The organism is Runella sp. R0.1_18, assembly GCF_057652155.1.
The window spans coordinates 165,761-183,957 of the sequence record NZ_JBYFCK010000006.1; the positions used below are offsets into that span (position 1 = coordinate 165,761).

Consider the following 18,197-nt stretch of genomic DNA (forward strand, 5'->3'; position numbering starts at 1 on the left):
ACAGTTAAAATGGATTATTGTTTGATAGCCACGGGTTTGGTATAGAAGAAATCAGGGCGGATGTTTAACATCAAGTACGCCCAGTTAGCGCTGTGTTTTGATTTATCCATCGTGCCCAACTTGGCATATTCGAGGCTATTGGTGCCACTCAAGTGCGAATACCCCAATTCGATGTTGGTGAATTTGTTGAGGTGATAATTGACAATAAAGTCAAATTCATTGCCCAATTGCCGTGCAATCTTTCCCCCCGAAGCATCTAGGCCATTTTTCATGTCGTTGGCCAAGGCAAAATTGTGGAAGTCGAGGGTAAAATAAAGGTTTGGATTGGCGACGTATTTGGTTTTTAGAAAGGCATTGGCCAAGCCACCTGCGGCTGCCCCCGTCCCTACGTAGAAATAGTCCATGTAGCCCCAGTGGCGGTGTGGTGTGCCATACAATGGATCGAAACGGTGGTCTTTACCGTCGGGAGATACAGTATTGTTGCCCGAAAGTACTTCATAACCAGGGCCAAACGAGAACTTTCCTTTCTGGACGGAGAAGTTGGCACCGTAGTGGTAGGCTGTGAGGTCTTGCTCGTCGCGGTTTTTACCACTTTGTTGGTAAGCAAAGGCTTGCCAAGCGATTTTGCCTAATTTAGAAGAGGCATTGCCAATTAAACCCGTAAGCATCGCCCCGTAGGTAATGCGACTATTGGTGCCTTCTACGTCGTAGCGGCGGCCATAGACTACGCCGTTGGCGGTGCTACCGAGGCTGTCTATACGGTACTTTTGGAAATCGTCTTTGAAGACCAATCCTGAGAATTTTGTTTGTCCAAATTTGCGACTCAAGTAGAGCATTTGCATTGATTTGAACATCTGGTTTTGTCCGTTGGTACTGAGCGGGGAGGCCAGTACAGGAGCACCCCCTTTGCCCGACGTGGGGATAAAGTCGGAAGGAATGCTGACGTACGCCCCTTTGGAATTGGCGACAGTGGTAGGAGCATTGCCAGCGGTATAAAACGTGCCTGCTCTGCCAAAGGCGTCCGAGTTTTGGTTGAAAGCAACCCCTAGGTCGATTTGCCACCCTTTTTTCATTGCTTTAAGCAGCGCCATATCAAATCGGCGACCTTGCTGAAGCCAGTCTAGGTTGCCAATCAAACGCACATCGTCGTAGATTAACTCCTGACGGCCTACTTTGAGAGAAAGGTTGTCGAACGCCTTGAACTTAATGGTGGTATCGGCGATGTTGGCCAGTACAATTTCGGCCCACGCTTCGTGGACAAACAACTTAGAGCCATCGGCGTTGTTGATAGACGCCGCATCTTGTCCCCATACGCGTACATCCCGTACGTTCATGCCAAACGTAAGCCGATCCCACTTGTAGCCAAAGTTCAAACTGGTTCGTTGGGAGGTAAAAGCGGCGGGTTTTGCGCCGATTTTGGCAAGGTTGCCCAGGCCATCCCGCACTTCGGTACGGGTTCTTAGTTGGCCTTGAAGAGAGATTTGAGAATGAGTAATTCTACTTACCAGTAGAGCAAAAAGAAGTACGCTGCACGATTGGACGTGTAACAATTTTTTCATAATTTTGTAACGTTTTAAGTTAATCCCTAATTTAGAACTACCAATAGCCCCGTCAGAACCGCCATTCTGCGGGGTTTTTCTTTTTCCTTACCACGAGCGTCCGCCAACGCCGTTATAAGTTCACGTAAGAGCATTCGATGTTATTGAGGTGGGTGATTGCTAATATTCTTAAAAAAATTCAATTTGTCCTTTTTTTGTTTTTTTTGGCATCAATTCGCTAAAAGACCACTTGTGAAAAATATCGTTTGTGAAAAAAAGATTCTCGAAAAAGTTTATACATTTACTACTCGATTTAAGCAAAATAATATTTGTTATTTGTGCTTGCTTAAAAATTTTACTTAAAGCTAGGTTCAATTTGTATAACTGCCAAATTTTAGTTTCGTTTTTTGAGTAAAAAGTCAAAAGTTCTTTATATTTTCAAAAAGTTTCTTTGAAAAAGTACTATTTGAAAATAGTAAATCGTAATATTTGATAATATTAGTTTTTAAACTAAGTAATCTATAAGTAATTGTGACAGCAACAGATTTCGCCTTAAAATACAATATAGATACACCTCTTGCGAAAGGAATTCGACAAGTAGGGATAGGAAAACATGGAAGCAAATCACTTTCTGCCGAATTGGTGGAAGAGTGTTTGACCGAACTTCACCGAGGTGCAGCTAGTCATCTACAAAAAGGCATCTTTTTTGGTGCACTGATGATGAAAGGCCCGACCGAAGCAGAGTTAAAATTAGAAGAATATATAGGTAAACACGCGTTTAGCAACCCTGTGTTTTTTCTAAACCGACTATGTCCAGATTTGCCACCCCAATTGTTTCCGATTGGGGTGAAGCTGCTAAACGGGCATTCACTACAAGTGTCAGAAGCGCATCAGTTGGGGGATTTTTTATTTACAAGCGATTGCTGTGAAACTTTTAAAGGAATGGCCGTCAGTATTCTTCGGGTACGATACGAGACAAACGATGAATACGAAGGTTTGTACGATGCCGTGAAAACTACTTTTACGCCTGGGTTTCAGCGGCACGTCAAAACCAAATTCCCCATTGTACAACTGGCCGAACCATTTGATGGCGTGGAACATTCGTACATGATTACACCGCTGTTGGCTTACTTTTTTCAGGAACGAAATTACAACGCTGTTACGGCACTTGGACGGTCGTCGGGGCCCAAATATGGACTTAATTCCCACGATTTATATTTATATATGGGCAGTTGGTTGCTGGCCGACAACCACGAGTTGCTCGAAATGAATCCTACTTATGGCTGGGTACTCGACCAAAAATTGCTTTCTCCCGCCCTTGATGGTTGGGTTGAACGCCGCCGAACGTCCATAAAACGCCCGTTTTTGGCTACCCTCGAAAAGGTATTAAATCCTTGCGGTGCTCGTATATTGGTGACGTCGGTGTTTCATATTACGTACCAAATGAAAATGGCCGAGTTGGCTTTGATGGCAGGTTTTGACGGCGTGATGGTGCTTAAACGTGGGTTGGAGGGAAGCCTTGCCCCTGCCACTTCCAAAGCCAATGGCTTGCTGTGTGCCGTAAGAAATGCCAATGGACATTTGTTTTTTACGCACTTGGAGCACGATTTTCCGATGTTTTCGCAGTTCCGTACGGAAGCCGATGATGTTGTCGCAAATCCCACGGCTGAGGTTAACGCCACGCTGATTCGTAAGTATTTGCACAATGGCCGTACCGATTACCATGATTTTGATAACCGTGTCAATTATGCCAAAACCTTGTATATGCGTGGACTTGACTGGATTGAAAATCAGATTGGGTACTGAGTAAAGTACACAAAGGGTATAAATAAGAGGAAAGGTGTCTTTTGGGATAAACCAATCACTTAACTCTTGAAGAAAATGAAAAAAGCCTTTTGTATGATTGCCGTTGCTTCGCTGTTGGTAGGGCAAGGAGTTTTTGCGCAGTCAAAAGTATATGACAACCTGAGTTTACCGAGTAAAATCCTCAAGAGCGACCGCAAGTTTGCCATTTATCTTCCTCCCAACTATGAAGCCTCTCAGCGGAGCTATCCTGTGTTGTATTTGCTACACGGCGCAGGAGATGACCAAACGGGTTGGGTGCAATTCGGTGAAGTGCAGCATATTGCCGACAAAGCATTTGCTGAAGGTAAAGCCACTCCGATGATTATTGTGATGCCAGATGCCAATACAGGACAACGCGGCTACGCCAATGACCCTAAAAACGAATGGCGGTACGAAGATTTTTTCTTTCAAGAATTGATGCCTTACATTGAAAAGAACTACCGAACCAAACCTGAAAAGCGTTTTAGGGCTATTGCGGGCTTGTCGATGGGGGGAGGCGGTACGTTTACGTATGCGCTTCGCCGTCCCGAACTTTTTTCATCGGCTTGTCCTTTAAGTGCTGCCACTGGGCCTATGAATTTGGAAATGACCAAGGCCACTTTAAAACGCGCTAAACCCGAAGTTGAATATACCGATGCAGAAGTGGATGCGTATTACAAACGCCAAAGTGTACTGGAGCTTATCAATGCCGTTCCAGATGATAAGAAAAAGGCAGTTCGTTGGTATATCGACTGTGGCGACGATGATTTCCTTTATGAAGGCAACTCGTTGGTACACATCGCGATGAAGAAAAAAGAGATTCCGCACGAGTTTCGTATCCATGATGGGGGACATACTTGGACGTATTGGCGCCGTGCCCTGCCCGAAGTATTGGGCTTTATTTCGGATGCTTTCCATCAATATTGATCAAAAAACAAAAAATCCCTCGGCTTTGGCTGAGGGATTTTTTGTTTCCGTTTATCCTTGTTTGTCGCCGTTTATAAAAATATTTTACTACAACAAGGTACTATGTATTGCAAAGTATCTTTCATAGCATATATTCGTGGGTAAATTAACAACCATCCATCAAGTTTAATAAGTAATGCTATGAAAACAACCGTCTTCTTTGCTACCTTTTGTATTATAGTCGGAATAGCGAGTCTCCCGTATTTTGTCAAGGAGGCCAACGGTGACAATGTGAGTATCAGTGTGAGTGATTCGGACAATATCTATAAAGTATCGGCAGATTATCCCAAGGACAAAGCAAGGAACGTTCAAAAGTGTTTGGATAAATGCCTTGACCCGTCGGGGATGTCATTTGTGAATGCCGAAATAGACGGTGACATTAACCCTGGAAATGACATGTTTTTTTACATCAAATCATCTCCTGGGAAGTTGAGAATTAAATTTGACAAACGGGAAAACTCTGCAAGCTCACTACGAAAAATGAAACAACTAGGAGAAGAGATTAAGAACGCAATACGCTAATAAAAATGCCAATAACAGAATGTCGAGTGCAGAGTGCAGAATGTCGAATAAAAATCCATTCGACATTCTGCACTCGACGCTCGACATTCAATTCGACATTCTGCACTCGACGTTCGACATTAAAAACTATTCTTCATTGAAGCTTTTGCTGATCCAGCCTCCGCCTACCACGTCGTCGCCTTCGTAGAAAACTGCCGCCTGCCCTGGAGCAATGGCGCTTACCGATTCGTGGAAACGAACCTTGATGCGGTCGTCTTCGACTTGGGTAATGAGGGCAGGAGCGCCGTCGTGTTTGTACCGTACTTTCGTGATGGTTTCGATGGGCGACTCAATACGTGCGTATTTTTGAAGGTTTAGTTTTGAAACATACATGCCATTTCGCTCAAGTTCTTTGTCGCGACCTAGCACTACTTCGTTGGTTTCTTTGCGAATTTCAGTCACGAAAATAGGATACCCCAACGCGATGCCTAAGCCTTTGCGCTGCCCGATGGTGTAAAAAGGATACCCTTCGTGTTTTCCTACCACAGTTCCGTCTTGGAGTACGTAATTTCCGCCCGCTACTTGTCCTTCGAGCTCGGGTAAGCGGCGTTTGAGGAAGCCACGGTAGTCGTTGTCGGGCACAAAACAAATTTCATAGCTTTCCGATTTGTTGACCAAATCCATAAAACCACGCTCTTTGGCCATTTCACGGATTTCGCTTTTGTGCAAATTCCCCAAAGGCAACTTCGTGCGTGCCAAGCTCTCCTGCGATACACCCCAAAGCACATAACTCTGGTCTTTCCAAGCATCAATGCCTTTTGATACGACAAACCGACTGTTTTCTTCGCGGAGGTTGGCGTAGTGTCCTGTGGCAATAAACTCACAGTCGAGGCGGTCGGCGCGGCGTAGGAGCGCATCCCATTTGATGTGGGTATTACACAACACGCAAGGGTTGGGCGTGCGTCCTTCCAAATATTCACCCGTAAAGTGGTCGATTACATAGTCACCAAACTCGTTACGAATATCTAATATATAATGAGGGAAGCCAAGCTCAACGGCAATGGTGCGGGCGTCGTTGATAGAATCGAGCGAGCAGCAACCCGTTTCTTTTTTGGTACCGCCGCTGCTGGCATAGTCCCAGGTTTTCATGGTCATGCCAATTACTTCGTAGCCTTGCTCGTGCAATAAGACAGATGCGAGAGAGCTGTCGATGCCGCCACTCATGGCGACCAAAATACGTCCGTGTTTGCTCATTTGTGTGTTCTAAACGGATTCAAAGTCCGCCGAATTAGTTGAAAAAAATATTGTGGCTGCAAAAATAGCCATGAAAATCGTAACGACATGCATCCTTTTAAAGTTCGTTTCGAGACGACTTGTAAGATATTTTAAACGTTTCATCCCCCGAAAAGGATGATTTAACACATTTTTATTCTTGGATGCAACCTTCCGTTATACATTTGCATCATTAGATTGCGTTAACAACCAGAAGGGTTCATTGAAATTACTGAATGACAGCATAAACAAAGCGAAGTGTCCGCTATTGCAATTTAAAATGTTCGGAAACGGACAAATTTAAAATAGTTAAAATTTTACAACTAATTGATAATCAACAAGATAAGGTGAGTGGCATAACTGGCACAACCTTTGAAAGTAAATAATTATAACAGCGATGTAACCTTTTGAACGATAGACAGTATTTAACAACAGCCATCAAGATTTTTTTTTACAGCCATGAAGACAAGTAATTCATTCACTCAAATTTCCCTCATTACATAACAAAACAGGCATTTGCCACCCATCCTTTTTAAGTACCGCTTGTGTACTTTGTATTGCAAGGTACTAAATAAAACAAGCATCTTTGTAACGTCATTAAGACAACAGCCATTGAAAATCAAATTTTAATCATACACAACACAGCCAATTTTAAATTTCCAAAACCATGAAAACTTTCGTAACAACACTCGTTTGCGCTTTAGCGCTTGGTTCAACTGCCACTTTTGCTTCTGATCCAACAGAAGAGAAAAAAGCGAAACCGATTCAAATCGGCGTATTTACTACAAAGGAAGCCAAAATTCAGATGGCGGTGCGTAAAGGACAGGGCGAAAGGGCCGTCATTACCCTCCGCGATGCAAAGCAAAACATCTTGCACGAAGATGTAATGAGCAAAAAGTCAGAAAAGTACGATGCGCGTTTTGACGTAAGTCAGCTCGAAGAAGGTGAATACACCTTAGAAGTAACTTCAGGGAAAGACAAAATCCAGAAAAAAGTGTCAATCCAGTCTGCCAAACAAGAGGCAGTTCGTAATGTAAAACTCAATAAGTAACAGCCATTTAATCCACTGCCATGAAATTCTTATCAAACATTTTTTTAGGGGGGCTCCTCCTGACAGCATCCACTGTGGCTTTTGCAGGTCCAAGGGTTGGGGAAAAAAAAGTTAGTCGGGTTTCGGACAACCGAACAGGAGTAACTTTTGAAACCAGTGCGTTTGTAACGAAGGATGCGGCCATACGCTTGGCCGTGAAAAAAAATGCGCCAGAGCGCGTATATATTACGCTACGGGATGCTAAAAACGTCATTTTGTACCGTGAAACAATCACCCAAAACGAAATGTCGTACGCTGCTAAAATTAACGTAAATGACTTGTCAGATGGTAATTACAAGCTCGAAATTGCCACCAATCAAGACCGCGTTGTCAAACACCTCCATTTGACTTCACCAAAGTCGGAGACCGAACGCGTTATTTCAGTAAATTAATTTTTTTCTTTCATAATCACAGCCAATTTAAAACAGTCAAACCATGAAAACGTTCATCAAATCAATTGCTTGCGCTTTGGCGCTTACTTCTACGGTAGCTTTTGCTCACCCTACAAAAGAAGAAAAAACATCCACTCGTCCCGAAGCTGCTTTTGAAAGCAGCGCTTACGTGACAAACGACGCTAAAATTAAAGTAGCCATCCGAAAAAACGCACCTGCAAAAGTGTTTTTGACGCTTAAAGATGCCAATGGTGATGTGCTTTTCAAACAAACGGTGGCTAAAAACGAGATGAATTACTCGGCCAAATTCAACATCAATGAGTTGTCGGATGGGGTGTATAATTTGGAAATTGAGTCGGGCCAAAACCGTGTAGTAAAACAATTGAATGTGGTGTCCAAAAAAATTGAAATCGAACGGAAAGTGACGGTTCAGTAACAAATAGGAGTGTTAAGTGTGCGCATCGGGTGATGCTGAGTAGGATTCCTACTTAGTATCACCCGTTTTTTGTTGACTCCTTGGTTCCGACAGTTCACACCGTACATCCGACGGGTCGTCGTAGATGTGTGTGGTACAATTTACGGGATGTTGTAGTTTTGATACTAAATAATTCCTTTACTTTGGCTTTTATGAATGGGAGAAAAACACCGATGAAGTTTGCCATTAACCGAACTGATGCTATTAGCTGGTCGATTTCGGCAGCGTTGATTTTACTCTTGAATACAAACCTCAAAACAGGTGAGGTAAACTGGACGTGGACACTACTTATTTTTGCATCAGCCCTGGCGATTAGCCGCATTCAAGAATACTTGATGCCGTTGTTGATGCGCCGTGCGGCCAACTGGCCCGTGCAGCGGATGCTGGGTGCCTATGTACTGGTATGTGTGCTCGTGGCAATTATCATCAGTACGTTGGTGTTAATAATTATTCAATTGGTAAAAAAAGAAGCATTTCCCGCCCGAGTCTATGTCTCAAGCGGCCTGACGTACGTCTTGATGACCATTGCATTTACGTCGGTGTATGTGATTCAGCAATTGACCGACCGCTGGAAAAAGTCATTACTCCAACAAGAACAACTCAATCAGGCGCTGCTTAGGGCAGAATATGACGCCCTCAAAAATCAGGTAAATCCCCATTTTTTGTTTAATTCGCTCAATATCCTGAGTGCGCTTATTCCCGAAGACCCCGAAAATGCGGTAAATTTGGTCGAAAGGCTTTCTAAAGTATTTCGTTATAATTTACAAAACAACGACCGCGTAACGGTGGAGTTGGGAACGGAGCTTAAAATCGTGGAGGCATATTTGTTTATTCATAAAATGCGTTTCGGGGAAAATTTACAATATGATTTGTCAGTTGATAAAGCAGATGGAACCCGTTCGATTGTCACCCAAGGGCTGCTGACGTTGGTGGAAAATGCGTTGAAACACAATGAATGTTCTAGCGAAAAGCCTTTGACGATTTCGTTGTTTGTTGATGGAGATCGAGTAGTGGTTCGAAATACGTTTCAACCCAAAAATAAGCAGTTTTTGGAATCAACGGGCATTGGATTAAGTAACCTGAAAAGTCGCTATAAGCTCGTTACGTCTGCACCTGTTGAGGTGAAAGAAACTGTTGATTTTTTTGAAGTAAGTATTCCTTTTTGTAGCGCCTCTGGCTTCGGTGCTTCTGGTTACTAATAATCAGAAGAAAAGTATAACTTAAACGCTTTCAACAATGAACATTGTTATTTTAGAAGATGAGCCTTTGGCGGCCAAGCGATTGGAAGCACTCGTCAAGTATATTGAACCCCAAGCGGTTATTTTGGCTAAACTGGAAAGTGTGCGAACTGCGGCAAAATGGTTGAACGAAAACCCGCAGCCCGACTTGATTTTAATGGATATTCAACTCGCCGACGGCCTGTCGTTTGAGTTGTTTCAACAGGTCGATATAACAGCGCCCATCATTTTTACGACGGCTTATGACGAATATGCCATTCGAGCGTTTAAGGTAAATAGCGTCGATTATTTGTTAAAACCAATTGAGAAGGATGAATTAGAGGCCGCTTTTGAGAAATTTAATCAACAGCAAGCGGCCAATTCTCAGGACAAAATCGGGAAAGTGTTAGAGGCGATGTTGAGCCAACGCACCGACTGGAAGTCGCGTTTTTTGCTGAAAGCAGGTGCGCGCTTCGACGTGGTAGAAGTGCCCGAAGTGGCGTATTTATACGCGGAAGACAAAGTGGTATTTTTGGTGACCAAAGAGCAAAAGAAGTATTTTGTGGACGATACCCTCGACGAGCTGGAGCAAAAGTTAAATCCGAAACAATTTTTTAGACTCAATCGGAAGTATTTGAGCCAAATTTCGGCTATTGAGCGCATTGAGCCGCATTTTAATGGGCGATTAAAAATCAAACTTCGTCACCGTGATGATGATGAAATCTACGTGAGCCGCGAAAAAGCAGAGAATTTTAAAAAATGGCTAGATGCCTAGAAACTTGCCAAGTTTGGTTTGAGTCTGAGTAAAAACTTGCCAAGTTTGATTGCGTCGGAGTAGAAACTTGGCAAGTTTGGTTTGAGTCTGAGTAAAAACTTGCCAAGTTTGATTGCGTCGGAGTAGAAACTTGGCAAGTTTGCTAGTTCATTAATTTTGATTTGATCCACCAGCTAATCTCTTGTTGCGGGTAGGTGGTTTTCCAAATATAATTCACCATGTCGTTGGCACTTGCGGTACGATAGGTAAATTCGACAACCCGCATGACGTCCGTGTGATGCACTGATACGTCAAAATCGGGAGCCAATGTCATTTGAATATCGCGGAATGGTACGTAAATCTCCAATTTGGCGCATACGTACTGATCGCGTTCTACGTCGTAAGCCACCACGCGCCCGTCAGACAAGACAAGCATAAGTGGGCAGTGGAATAGTTGTTCGTAGAGAGAATTGAAATAATGCCAACCAAAGAAAAGATAAACTTTGCGTTGGAAACTAATTTCTACCATTTGCAGGGCGTGTTCAAGCGCGTAAGTACGGTTCTTGATGTGGTCGGCCCAGTTAGGTAATTTATGCGGGTCGATGTGGCGAAGCCAGCGGCGACTTTGCCAATCGTAAATTTCGGGTTTTCCGATTCGAAGTTTATAATCGTAAATAGAAGGCCGTTCGTGAACATAGCCAGGATAGTACCACTGACGTTCGGTCGATTTGGCATATTCCATTTCGAGAAGCATGGTATAAATCCCCAAACTGTACGAAGAATAACCTGGGTCAAACAGCCCCAGCAGACTCATCAGGCTGTTGTGGCCTTGGTCAAAGTAGCTGATGGCAATCAGTCGGTCATCGTCATAAACGTCGATTTCGTAGGTTTCGAAGCGTGGTGTAAGTACCAAAAATTCTTCCAAAGAATTACTCAAAAAACTTCTGAATCGACGTTGGTGTTGGTGGAATAGCTCTTCTTTTTCGCGGGTAATGGTTGCCTTGCGAATTTCGTGCCGAAAAAGCTTTCCGTTCTTATTCAGTAGTTTTCTCATGCGCTTCGAATGCTCATGCTCCGCGAGGTTGATACGGATATTGATGGGGGAGCATATGTCGTTATCGAAGCACGTTACCTTTGCTCTAAATAGCATATTTACAGTCCGAAACCAGCCTGATGCGAGGTAGCGGTCGAGGCGTTTGGGCGAGAGCTGATGGGGTAGGTAGTACTGAAGTATGGCGTCGTTCATGCACTAAAAATAAATGAAAAAAGGGGTAAAATGAAAAAGCGGTGAAAATTTTATTTTCACCGCTTTTCTAGTACAAAAATCACGCCGAAATTATCCCAATCGGTTGATACAATTTAGGTCTTCAAAAGCAACTGCAAGGCGGTCAACCATGCTTTCTTCGCCTTTACGAAGCCATACGCGTGGGTCATAATATTTTTTATTGGGAGAGTCTGATCCTTCTGGGTTCCCCAACTGTGACTGCAAGTATCCTTCTTTTGACTTGTAATATTTCAAGACACCTTCCCAAGTTGACCACTGCATATCGGTGTCAATGTTCATCTTGATAGCGCCGTATTGGATGGCCTCGCGGATTTCCTCGCGGCTACTTCCCGAACCTCCGTGGAAGACGAAGTTTACTGGAAGTGGCCCTGTTCCGAACTTTTCTTGGATATAGTCTTGAGAATTTTTCAAGATAATTGGAGCCAATTTTACGTTACCTGGCTTATACACGCCGTGTACGTTTCCGAAGGCTGCCGCAATGGTAAATTTGTCCGAAATTTTGCTCAATTCTTCGTACGCATACGCTACTTCCGAAGGCTGAGTGTATAGTTTAGAGCTATCTACGTCGGTGTTATCCACGCCATCTTCTTCGCCACCCGTTACGCCTAGTTCGATTTCAAGCGTCATTCCAAGTTTTGACATACGCTCAAAATATTTTGAACAGATTTCGATGTTTTCTTCGATAGGCTCTTCTGACAAGTCAATCATGTGTGAGCTAAACAAAGGCTTACCATGTTGGTCAAAATATCTTTCGCCTGCATCCAACAAACCGTCAATCCAAGGAAGTAATTTTTTTGCGCAGTGGTCGGTGTGCAAAATTACTGGAACACCATACAACTCAGCCATTTGGTGAACGTGCATTGCACCTGAGATTGAGCCCGCAATGGCAGCTTGTTGGTTCGCGTTTGAAATGCTCTTTCCTGCGTAGAAAATTCCACCGCCGTTTGAGAATTGGACGATGACAGGCGAGTTTACTTTTTTCGCTGTTTCTAGAACTGCATTGATGGAGTTGGTGCCTACTACGTTGACAGCAGGAAGGGCGTAGTCATTTTGGTTGGCATGACGAAAAAGTTCGCTCACACCATCTCCTGTTACGACGCCCGCTTTGAAGAGGCTTGAAGTTTCGCTCATAGGAAAAATAATCTTTTTTAAAGGAAATGTTTAATTTTTACGGTGGGTTTTCCGACTAACGAGTGTTAGCGATGCAAAATAGGGAATTTTTAACGAAAAACCCTGATGTAGGGCTTCATTTAAGAAACCCTACTCGTCGCGACAGAGAGAATTATTGACGTCAATTATCGTTTCAATGCAGCATAATGCTTGAAAAACAATGGAATGGTTTCAATTCCCTTGTAAAAATTGAACAAACCGTAGCTTTCGTTGGGTGAGTGAAGGGCGTCAATGTCAAGCCCGAAGCCCATCAAAATAGACTTTAAACCCAACTCTTGTTCAAACAATGCCACAATCGGAATACTTCCGCCGCCACGCGTAGGCACAGGTTGCTTGCCGCCCCATGCTTCTTTCATGGCAAGTTCTGCGGCACGGTACTCGACCGAGTCAACGGGGGTAACGTACGGAAGTCCACCGTGGTGGGGTTTTACAACAACTTTGACCGACGGCGGCGCAATCGACAAGAAATGTTGGGTAAAAATCTCCAAAATTTCGTCGTTATGTTGGTCGGGTACGAGGCGCATACTGATTTTGGCGTAGGCTTTAGAAGGCAATACCGTTTTGGCACCTTCTCCAATATATCCTCCCCAAATCCCATTCACATCAAGGGTAGGACGGATGCCTGTACGCTCGATGGTGGTATATCCCGTTTCGCCTTCAATTTCGTCGATGGCCAAGTCACGCTTGTATTCGTCCAAATCAAACGGTGCTTCGTTGAGTGCGGTGCGTTGGTCGGCGCTTAGTTCTTGTACTTTGTCATAAAACCCTGGAATCGTAATGTGGTTGTTTTCGTCTTTCAACGACGCAATCATTTCGCAAAGTACATTAATAGGATTGGCTACAGCTCCACCATACACGCCCGAGTGGAGGTCGCGATTGGCACCCGTTACTTCTACTTCGAGGTAAGTCAGCCCGCGTAAACCTACTTCAATGGAAGGCGTGTCGTTGGCAATGATGCTGGTGTCCGAAATGAGGATAACGTCGGCTTTGAGTTTTTCTTTGTTTTCTCTCACAAACGTTCCGAGGTGGTCAGAGCCTACCTCTTCTTCCCCTTCAATCATGATTTTGACATTGCAAGTTAAGGTGCCCGTTTCCACCATCGTTTCGAGGGCTTTGATGTGCATGTAAAACTGTCCTTTATCGTCGCAAGCACCACGGGCATAAATCCGCTCGTTTTTGATTACTGGTTCAAACGGTGGCGAGTCCCAAAGCTCGTATGGGTCGGCGGGCTGCACGTCGTAGTGACCATAGATTAATACCGTGGGGAGCGAAGGGTCAATGATTTTTTCTCCATAAACCACTGGGTGGCCTGGCGTTTCGTGGATTTCGGCGAGGTCAGCCCCTGCTTTCAGAATGGCCTCTTTGACAGCTTCGGCACAGCGGCGCACATCGTCTTTGAATTTAGGATCGGCACTGACCGATGGAATGCGGAGCAAGTCGAGCAACTCGCTCAAAAATCTATCTTTGTTGGCTTCGATGTAGTTTGTCATCTTTTGGTATATAACGTTCTTGTTTGTTGGAATCCGTTTGCCCCAAAGTTAGTGCGGTAAACGGATTTTCTTGAGTTATTCTTGGTAAAAAATAATCTTTATGAGCAAATAAACAGACAATTCTAAAATGAAATTTTAATTTTGTCTGTTTATTTTGAAAAAACTATGATTACAAGAAGCATTTATACAGAAGTGACGGAGGCATTGGCTTACCTACCAAGCGTTGCCATTTTGGGGCCTCGGCAAGTTGGAAAGACTACTTTTGTAAAATCGCTGATTCGTGAAATCAACCGACCAAGCATCTATTTAGATTTAGAGTACTTTGCCGACTATGCGAAGCTTCAAACTGCGCCCGATTTGTACTTTGAAGAACATGAGGAAAAAGTAGTGGTGTTAGATGAGATTCAACGAATGCCAGAATTATTTCCGTTGTTACGCTCGATGATTGATAAAAATCGGCGTCCAGGCCGATTTATTCTACTGGGGTCGGCTTCACCCGATTTGTTAAGACAGAGCTCCGAATCACTCGCTGGGCGAATACTGTATTTGGAAATGGCTCCCCTGCATATTCGGGAGGTAGTTCATGCGGGAATTAGGTACCAAGATCATTGGTTCAGAGGAGGATTTCCTGACGCGCTATTGGCACCCAATGACAAAGCAATGGAATTATGGTTTAGAGGTTTTATTCAGACCTATGTTGAACGAGATTTGCCTGCTTTAGGATTGACTGCAACGCCTGTCACAGTTCGAAATTTATTAAGTATGCTAACTAACGTGCAAGGTGGGCTGTTGACATACACTGATTTGGCTAATTCGTTGAATATCACACTTCCTACGGTAAAAACCTACATTGATTTTCTAGAATCTGCTCTTTTAATTCGTCGCTTGTACCCATATTCTGTCAACATAAGCAAACGTTTAGTGAAATCACCAAAGCTTTTTTTTACAGATACAGGTATGTTACATTACCTAATGGGCATACGGAACTTTGAAGGGTTGTTGGGAAATATAGCCTTGGGGGGCTCGTGGGAAGGGTATGTTATCCAGCAAATAATAGCTAATCTTCGCTCTGATGTGGAGCCCTACTTTTATCGTACGAAGGATAAAGCAGAAGTAGATTTAGTGTTGGTACAAAATACCAAAGTAAAAGTAGCGATTGAAATAAAATATGGTAACCATCCAACGCTTTCAAGGGGTAATACCGTGGCCATGGATGATTTGCAGGCAAATCAAAATTTGGTAATTACGCCACAAGCTGATGATTTTTGGTTAAGAAATAATCTTAGGGTTTGTAACATTTCCACCGTGTGGAAGTATTTGGCAGAAGAGGGGGTATTGGCTTAAAAATATACCCCAAAGTTGGTGCGGTAAACGGATTTTCTTGAGTTATTCTTGGTGAAAAATAAACAGCCAATTCTAAAATCTGATTTTAGAATTGGCTGTTTATTCGTGAAAATGCTCAAATTGTTGCGGTTTGTTGGCTCTTTGCCGCTTCCAAACTTGTCACTTGTAGCTTTGTATTTTACCCCTTAAATTGATTACTGGCATTCAAACGTATATTCGTACACGTTTTTAGAAAATTCTGTCCAGCGGACTTTTTCTCCCACCTTAGTGAGCAAAGAAGGGCAGCTCGAATAAAGCACTTTGTATTCGTCGTCGTAGTCTTTCTTTTTGAGTTTTTTGGCTACGTTGTCACCTACCTGTACGTAGTACGATTTGTCGTCGCCACCCGCCATGGTCATTCCTCCAATGCCGACACGCATGGTTTCGGCCGCAAAAGGGTCGTGAAATACCTTGATTTTGCTGTTAAAACCTGGGTTAAGAAGCTGCATCAAAAGCATTTCTTGGTCTTTTTTGATGGCTACTTTGGCCTTTTCAAAATAGGCATACCCTTTTTTAATGATTTCACTGTCGATGTAAGTCGCGTCCCATTTCTTAACCTTAGTTCCTACGTCCATGTTGGTTGAAAACTTCGAGAAACCACTGGGCATCAAGTACATCGACTTGATTTTGTCGGGCGTAAATTTCCATTTTTTGCCGTTGGCATCTTTAATCGTTACTTCTTCGATTAAGCCTTTGCGGCGGTCGAGGTCTTCGAGTGTACCTTCTATTTTCGTGCCGTCTTCGAGGGTTAGATAAGAGGTTTCTTTACCCGAAAAACGGTCGTATGCAGGGATAAAATCCTGCGAAAAAGCAGCGACTGAGGCAAAAAGAAACGTACTCAAAAGAGGTAGATAGTGTTTGATTTTCATCGTTTTATGGTAGATTTGATTAAGAGAAAGGGGTTATTTTTTTAACCACTTGTTGCCATTAACGATGGGTTTGGGATAATCATTGCCGAGCTGTACCCCAAAAGTTTTTTGCTCGACAGGGCTGAGGTTCCAAACTTGATGGATTTTTGACGCAGGAACATTTGCCAGGGTAGGAAGCCAGGTCTTGACGTACTCACCTTTTTCGTCGTAGCGTGTGGCTTGGGTGTGAATGTTGAAATAGCGATTTTCGCGCGGGTCGTTGCCCACACCCGCTACATAATTCCAGTTACCCCAGTTGCTACATACATCATAATCAATGAGTTGGCTTTCAAAATAAGCCGCTCCCCACGTCCAGTTAAGGTGTAAATCTTTGGCCAAAAAACTAGCCACATTTTGCCGTCCACGGTTCGACATAAAGCCTGTCAATTGGAGTTCACGCATGTTGGCATCGATAAAAGGCACTCCCGTTTGTCCGTTTATCCACTTTTGGAAAAGGTCTCGGTTGTTCTCCCATTTTTGCAGGATATTGTGTTGGATTCCAGCTACTTTGAAGATACGGGCGCCAAATTTTAGGGTAATAAAACGGAAGTAGTCGCGCCAAAGGAGTTCAAAAACCAGCCAGTAGGTCGAGTCGTTGGCGCCACGCTGTGCTTCGTAGCGTTTTACTTCTTCGTAGATGTGGCGTGGCGAAACGCAGCCGTAGGTCAACCAAGCCGAAAACTTAGAAGAATAATCTTCGCCAAGCAGGCCGTTGCGGGTTTCTTTATAGACTTTGAGGTGATCGGTATCCCAAAAATAATTTTGTAAGCGTTTTAACCCTTCCGTTTCGCCTCCGTGAAAAGCAAGCACGCCACGGGCGTCAGAAACGGGGAGGCTCGAAAAGAGAATCAGTTCGTAGATTTCGGGAATTTTTCCAATTTCAATCCCTTCGGGTAGGCGAACGGCCACAGGTGCTGGAAATGTCGGGCGTATTTTTGACTGTTTTTCGACTGCTTTGCGAAACTCCGTAAAAGTATCAGGAATACGCGAAACCCAAAATGGAAGATCGCGGGGGTGGTAGAGCGTAGATTGCCAAAAGACTTCAAAACCAACGTTATCGACTTTGAGTTTTTTGGAAAGTGCCGTTTCGATGTCGGCCTCTTCTTGGGCGGCTTCTTTGCTTGTGTAAACGGCCTCAGCGGCGTACTCGCGGGCTAGTTCGCTCAAGACAACCTCAGGTTTGCCCGTACGAATGACCAAGTTACCGCCTTTTTTGCGGAGGTTATCTTGCAGGTTTTGGACGGATTCGAGCAGGAATTTTGCCCGAAATGTGCCCGTTTTGGGAAATCCTAGGCGGTCGAGTTGCTGAAATTGACGCGCATCAAAGACATAGACAGGAATCACCTCTTGGGCATTCTGCGTTGCTTTGAAAAAGCCTTCGTTATCGTGTAAACGTAAATCGTTTCGGAACCAATAAATAATGCGTTTGGGCATAAGACAAATCGGATAATCGTTCTATTGTTCAAAACTACACTTTCGGCAGTAGGTTTTGAAAAAAGACGACATTTTTTTACCGTTTAATCAAAAGTACAACTACTACTTGCGTTTTTCTAAGAAAGCTTCTAGCTTGCCAACAATTACCCTGTTTTACCCTGCTTTTAAGAAAATAACCTGAGAACAGAGCCTAAAAAAGGCTTGAAAATGAAGTATTTGTTTAAAAATCAGTACGTTAAAACAGCTATATATGACTTTAGTTAACATTGAGACAACGCGCGAGGTAACGATATTTGCCCGCGACCAAACCGACGGCCTTGTACCGCGCCGCTCACAGATAGCCGAAAATACGGCGTGGTCGTCGAATGCCGATATACGAGAATTGGCTGGCAATAATCATCAGGAGATGAGACGGAGTGATTTGTCAAGGAATGAATTGAATGCTGCTTTCAATGGTAATCGCGCAGGAGGAAATATGTCTATTGCTTTTCGATGAAA

General features: G+C 43.7%; 17 protein-coding genes. 10 read left to right on the top strand and 7 right to left on the bottom strand.

Features of this window, described 5'->3' with window-relative positions; all coding sequences use genetic code 11:
- Positions 1 to 14: 14 nt before the first annotated feature.
- On the bottom strand, positions 15 to 1,559 hold the full coding sequence (locus tag AC23P2_RS13005) for an alginate export family protein (protein ID WP_487773599.1): 1,545 nt from the start codon (positions 1,557 to 1,559) through the stop codon (positions 15 to 17).
- Positions 1,560 to 2,069: 510 nt separating this feature from the next.
- On the opposite strand from AC23P2_RS13005, the gene AC23P2_RS13010 reads away from it, so the two are divergent.
- The 3 genes from AC23P2_RS13010 to AC23P2_RS13020 all read left to right on the top strand — a co-directional run bounded on the left by AC23P2_RS13010 (position 2,070) and on the right by AC23P2_RS13020 (position 4,850).
- Positions 2,070 to 3,344 carry an anthranilate phosphoribosyltransferase gene (locus tag AC23P2_RS13010; protein WP_487773600.1) on the top strand — a complete coding sequence of 425 codons (1,275 nt, stop codon included), beginning with the start codon at positions 2,070 to 2,072 and terminating at the stop codon, positions 3,342 to 3,344.
- A 75-nt stretch (positions 3,345 to 3,419) separates the two neighbouring features.
- Positions 3,420 to 4,289, top strand: coding sequence for an alpha/beta hydrolase (locus AC23P2_RS13015; protein WP_487773601.1), 870 nt, complete (start codon positions 3,420 to 3,422; stop codon positions 4,287 to 4,289).
- Between the two features lie 180 nt (positions 4,290 to 4,469).
- Complete coding sequence (locus AC23P2_RS13020; protein ID WP_487773602.1) at positions 4,470 to 4,850, top strand: hypothetical protein; 381 nt, start codon at positions 4,470 to 4,472, stop codon at positions 4,848 to 4,850.
- A gap of 126 nt (positions 4,851 to 4,976) precedes the next feature.
- Here AC23P2_RS13020 and mnmA read toward each other — a convergent pair whose 3' ends face one another.
- Entirely contained in the window at positions 4,977 to 6,083 is a 1,107-nt protein-coding gene (mnmA, locus tag AC23P2_RS13025) for a tRNA 2-thiouridine(34) synthase MnmA (RefSeq protein ID WP_487773603.1), read from the bottom strand.
- Positions 6,084 to 6,768: 685 nt separating this feature from the next.
- On the opposite strand from mnmA, the gene AC23P2_RS13030 reads away from it, so the two are divergent.
- The 5 genes from AC23P2_RS13030 to AC23P2_RS13050 all read left to right on the top strand — a co-directional run bounded on the left by AC23P2_RS13030 (position 6,769) and on the right by AC23P2_RS13050 (position 10,050).
- Positions 6,769 to 7,152: a T9SS type A sorting domain-containing protein gene (locus AC23P2_RS13030; protein WP_487773604.1), complete on the top strand. Its 384-nt coding sequence runs from the start codon at positions 6,769 to 6,771 to the stop codon at positions 7,150 to 7,152.
- 20 nt (positions 7,153 to 7,172) lie between these two features.
- Positions 7,173 to 7,583, top strand: a complete 411-nt coding sequence (locus AC23P2_RS13035; protein WP_183974040.1) for a T9SS type A sorting domain-containing protein — start codon at positions 7,173 to 7,175, stop codon at positions 7,581 to 7,583.
- Positions 7,584 to 7,626: 43 nt separating this feature from the next.
- Positions 7,627 to 8,019 carry a T9SS type A sorting domain-containing protein gene (locus tag AC23P2_RS13040; protein ID WP_487773605.1) on the top strand — a complete coding sequence of 131 codons (393 nt, stop codon included), beginning with the start codon at positions 7,627 to 7,629 and terminating at the stop codon, positions 8,017 to 8,019.
- Between the two features lie 212 nt (positions 8,020 to 8,231).
- A complete protein-coding gene (locus tag AC23P2_RS13045; RefSeq protein ID WP_487773606.1) occupies positions 8,232 to 9,257 on the top strand; it encodes a sensor histidine kinase in 1,026 nt (341 codons plus the stop codon).
- Positions 9,258 to 9,294: 37 nt separating this feature from the next.
- Positions 9,295 to 10,050 carry a LytR/AlgR family response regulator transcription factor gene (locus tag AC23P2_RS13050; RefSeq protein ID WP_487773607.1) on the top strand — a complete coding sequence of 252 codons (756 nt, stop codon included), beginning with the start codon at positions 9,295 to 9,297 and terminating at the stop codon, positions 10,048 to 10,050.
- 142 nt (positions 10,051 to 10,192) lie between these two features.
- Here the strand turns inward: AC23P2_RS13050 and AC23P2_RS13055 are convergent, their stop codons facing one another.
- The 3 genes from AC23P2_RS13055 to AC23P2_RS13065 all read right to left on the bottom strand — a co-directional run bounded on the left by AC23P2_RS13055 (position 10,193) and on the right by AC23P2_RS13065 (position 13,974).
- Positions 10,193 to 11,275 (bottom strand): hypothetical protein, encoded by a 1,083-nt coding sequence (locus AC23P2_RS13055; protein ID WP_472487758.1) that lies wholly within the window; start codon positions 11,273 to 11,275, stop codon positions 10,193 to 10,195.
- Positions 11,276 to 11,365: 90 nt separating this feature from the next.
- Positions 11,366 to 12,445 carry a class II fructose-bisphosphate aldolase gene (gene fbaA / locus AC23P2_RS13060; protein ID WP_487773608.1) on the bottom strand — a complete coding sequence of 360 codons (1,080 nt, stop codon included), beginning with the start codon at positions 12,443 to 12,445 and terminating at the stop codon, positions 11,366 to 11,368.
- A 164-nt stretch (positions 12,446 to 12,609) separates the two neighbouring features.
- Positions 12,610 to 13,974 carry a dipeptidase gene (locus AC23P2_RS13065; RefSeq protein ID WP_487773609.1) on the bottom strand — a complete coding sequence of 455 codons (1,365 nt, stop codon included), beginning with the start codon at positions 13,972 to 13,974 and terminating at the stop codon, positions 12,610 to 12,612.
- 165 nt (positions 13,975 to 14,139) lie between these two features.
- Here AC23P2_RS13065 and AC23P2_RS13070 point away from each other — a divergent pair, with 165 nt between their 5' ends.
- On the top strand, positions 14,140 to 15,318 hold the full coding sequence (locus tag AC23P2_RS13070) for an ATP-binding protein (protein ID WP_487773610.1): 1,179 nt from the start codon (positions 14,140 to 14,142) through the stop codon (positions 15,316 to 15,318).
- A 194-nt stretch (positions 15,319 to 15,512) separates the two neighbouring features.
- On the opposite strand, the gene AC23P2_RS13075 is transcribed toward AC23P2_RS13070, so the two are convergent.
- Positions 15,513 to 16,226, bottom strand: a complete 714-nt coding sequence (locus AC23P2_RS13075) for a hypothetical protein (protein ID WP_487773611.1) — start codon at positions 16,224 to 16,226, stop codon at positions 15,513 to 15,515.
- Between the two features lie 33 nt (positions 16,227 to 16,259).
- On the bottom strand, positions 16,260 to 17,699 hold the full coding sequence (locus tag AC23P2_RS13080) for a DASH family cryptochrome (protein WP_487773612.1): 1,440 nt from the start codon (positions 17,697 to 17,699) through the stop codon (positions 16,260 to 16,262).
- Positions 17,700 to 17,949: 250 nt separating this feature from the next.
- Between AC23P2_RS13080 and AC23P2_RS13085 the strand changes: the two genes are divergently transcribed.
- Positions 17,950 to 18,195, top strand: a complete 246-nt coding sequence (locus tag AC23P2_RS13085; protein ID WP_487773613.1) for a hypothetical protein — start codon at positions 17,950 to 17,952, stop codon at positions 18,193 to 18,195.
- Positions 18,196 to 18,197: the final 2 nt, after the last annotated feature.

What these genes read in the sequence shown, in the direction of transcription:
- AC23P2_RS13035 (WP_183974040.1), top strand. Translation starts at nt 7,173, where the DNA reads ATGAAATTCTTATCAAACATTTTTTTAGGGGGGCTCCTCCTGACAGCA.
- AC23P2_RS13020 (WP_487773602.1), top strand. Translation starts at nt 4,470, where the DNA reads ATGAAAACAACCGTCTTCTTTGCTACCTTTTGTATTATAGTCGGAATA.
- AC23P2_RS13075 (WP_487773611.1), bottom strand. Translation starts at nt 16,226, where the DNA reads ATGAAAATCAAACACTATCTACCTCTTTTGAGTACGTTTCTTTTTGCC.
- AC23P2_RS13080 (WP_487773612.1), bottom strand. Translation starts at nt 17,699, where the DNA reads ATGCCCAAACGCATTATTTATTGGTTCCGAAACGATTTACGTTTACAC.
- fbaA (WP_487773608.1), bottom strand. Translation starts at nt 12,445, where the DNA reads ATGAGCGAAACTTCAAGCCTCTTCAAAGCGGGCGTCGTAACAGGAGAT.
- AC23P2_RS13015 (WP_487773601.1), top strand. Translation starts at nt 3,420, where the DNA reads ATGAAAAAAGCCTTTTGTATGATTGCCGTTGCTTCGCTGTTGGTAGGG.
- AC23P2_RS13055 (WP_472487758.1), bottom strand. Translation starts at nt 11,275, where the DNA reads ATGAACGACGCCATACTTCAGTACTACCTACCCCATCAGCTCTCGCCC.
- mnmA (WP_487773603.1), bottom strand. Translation starts at nt 6,083, where the DNA reads ATGAGCAAACACGGACGTATTTTGGTCGCCATGAGTGGCGGCATCGAC.
- AC23P2_RS13005 (WP_487773599.1), bottom strand. Translation starts at nt 1,559, where the DNA reads ATGAAAAAATTGTTACACGTCCAATCGTGCAGCGTACTTCTTTTTGCT.
- AC23P2_RS13070 (WP_487773610.1), top strand. Translation starts at nt 14,140, where the DNA reads ATGATTACAAGAAGCATTTATACAGAAGTGACGGAGGCATTGGCTTAC.
- AC23P2_RS13050 (WP_487773607.1), top strand. Translation starts at nt 9,295, where the DNA reads ATGAACATTGTTATTTTAGAAGATGAGCCTTTGGCGGCCAAGCGATTG.
- AC23P2_RS13085 (WP_487773613.1), top strand. Translation starts at nt 17,950, where the DNA reads ATGACTTTAGTTAACATTGAGACAACGCGCGAGGTAACGATATTTGCC.
- AC23P2_RS13065 (WP_487773609.1), bottom strand. Translation starts at nt 13,974, where the DNA reads ATGACAAACTACATCGAAGCCAACAAAGATAGATTTTTGAGCGAGTTG.
- AC23P2_RS13040 (WP_487773605.1), top strand. Translation starts at nt 7,627, where the DNA reads ATGAAAACGTTCATCAAATCAATTGCTTGCGCTTTGGCGCTTACTTCT.
- AC23P2_RS13045 (WP_487773606.1), top strand. Translation starts at nt 8,232, where the DNA reads ATGAAGTTTGCCATTAACCGAACTGATGCTATTAGCTGGTCGATTTCG.
- AC23P2_RS13030 (WP_487773604.1), top strand. Translation starts at nt 6,769, where the DNA reads ATGAAAACTTTCGTAACAACACTCGTTTGCGCTTTAGCGCTTGGTTCA.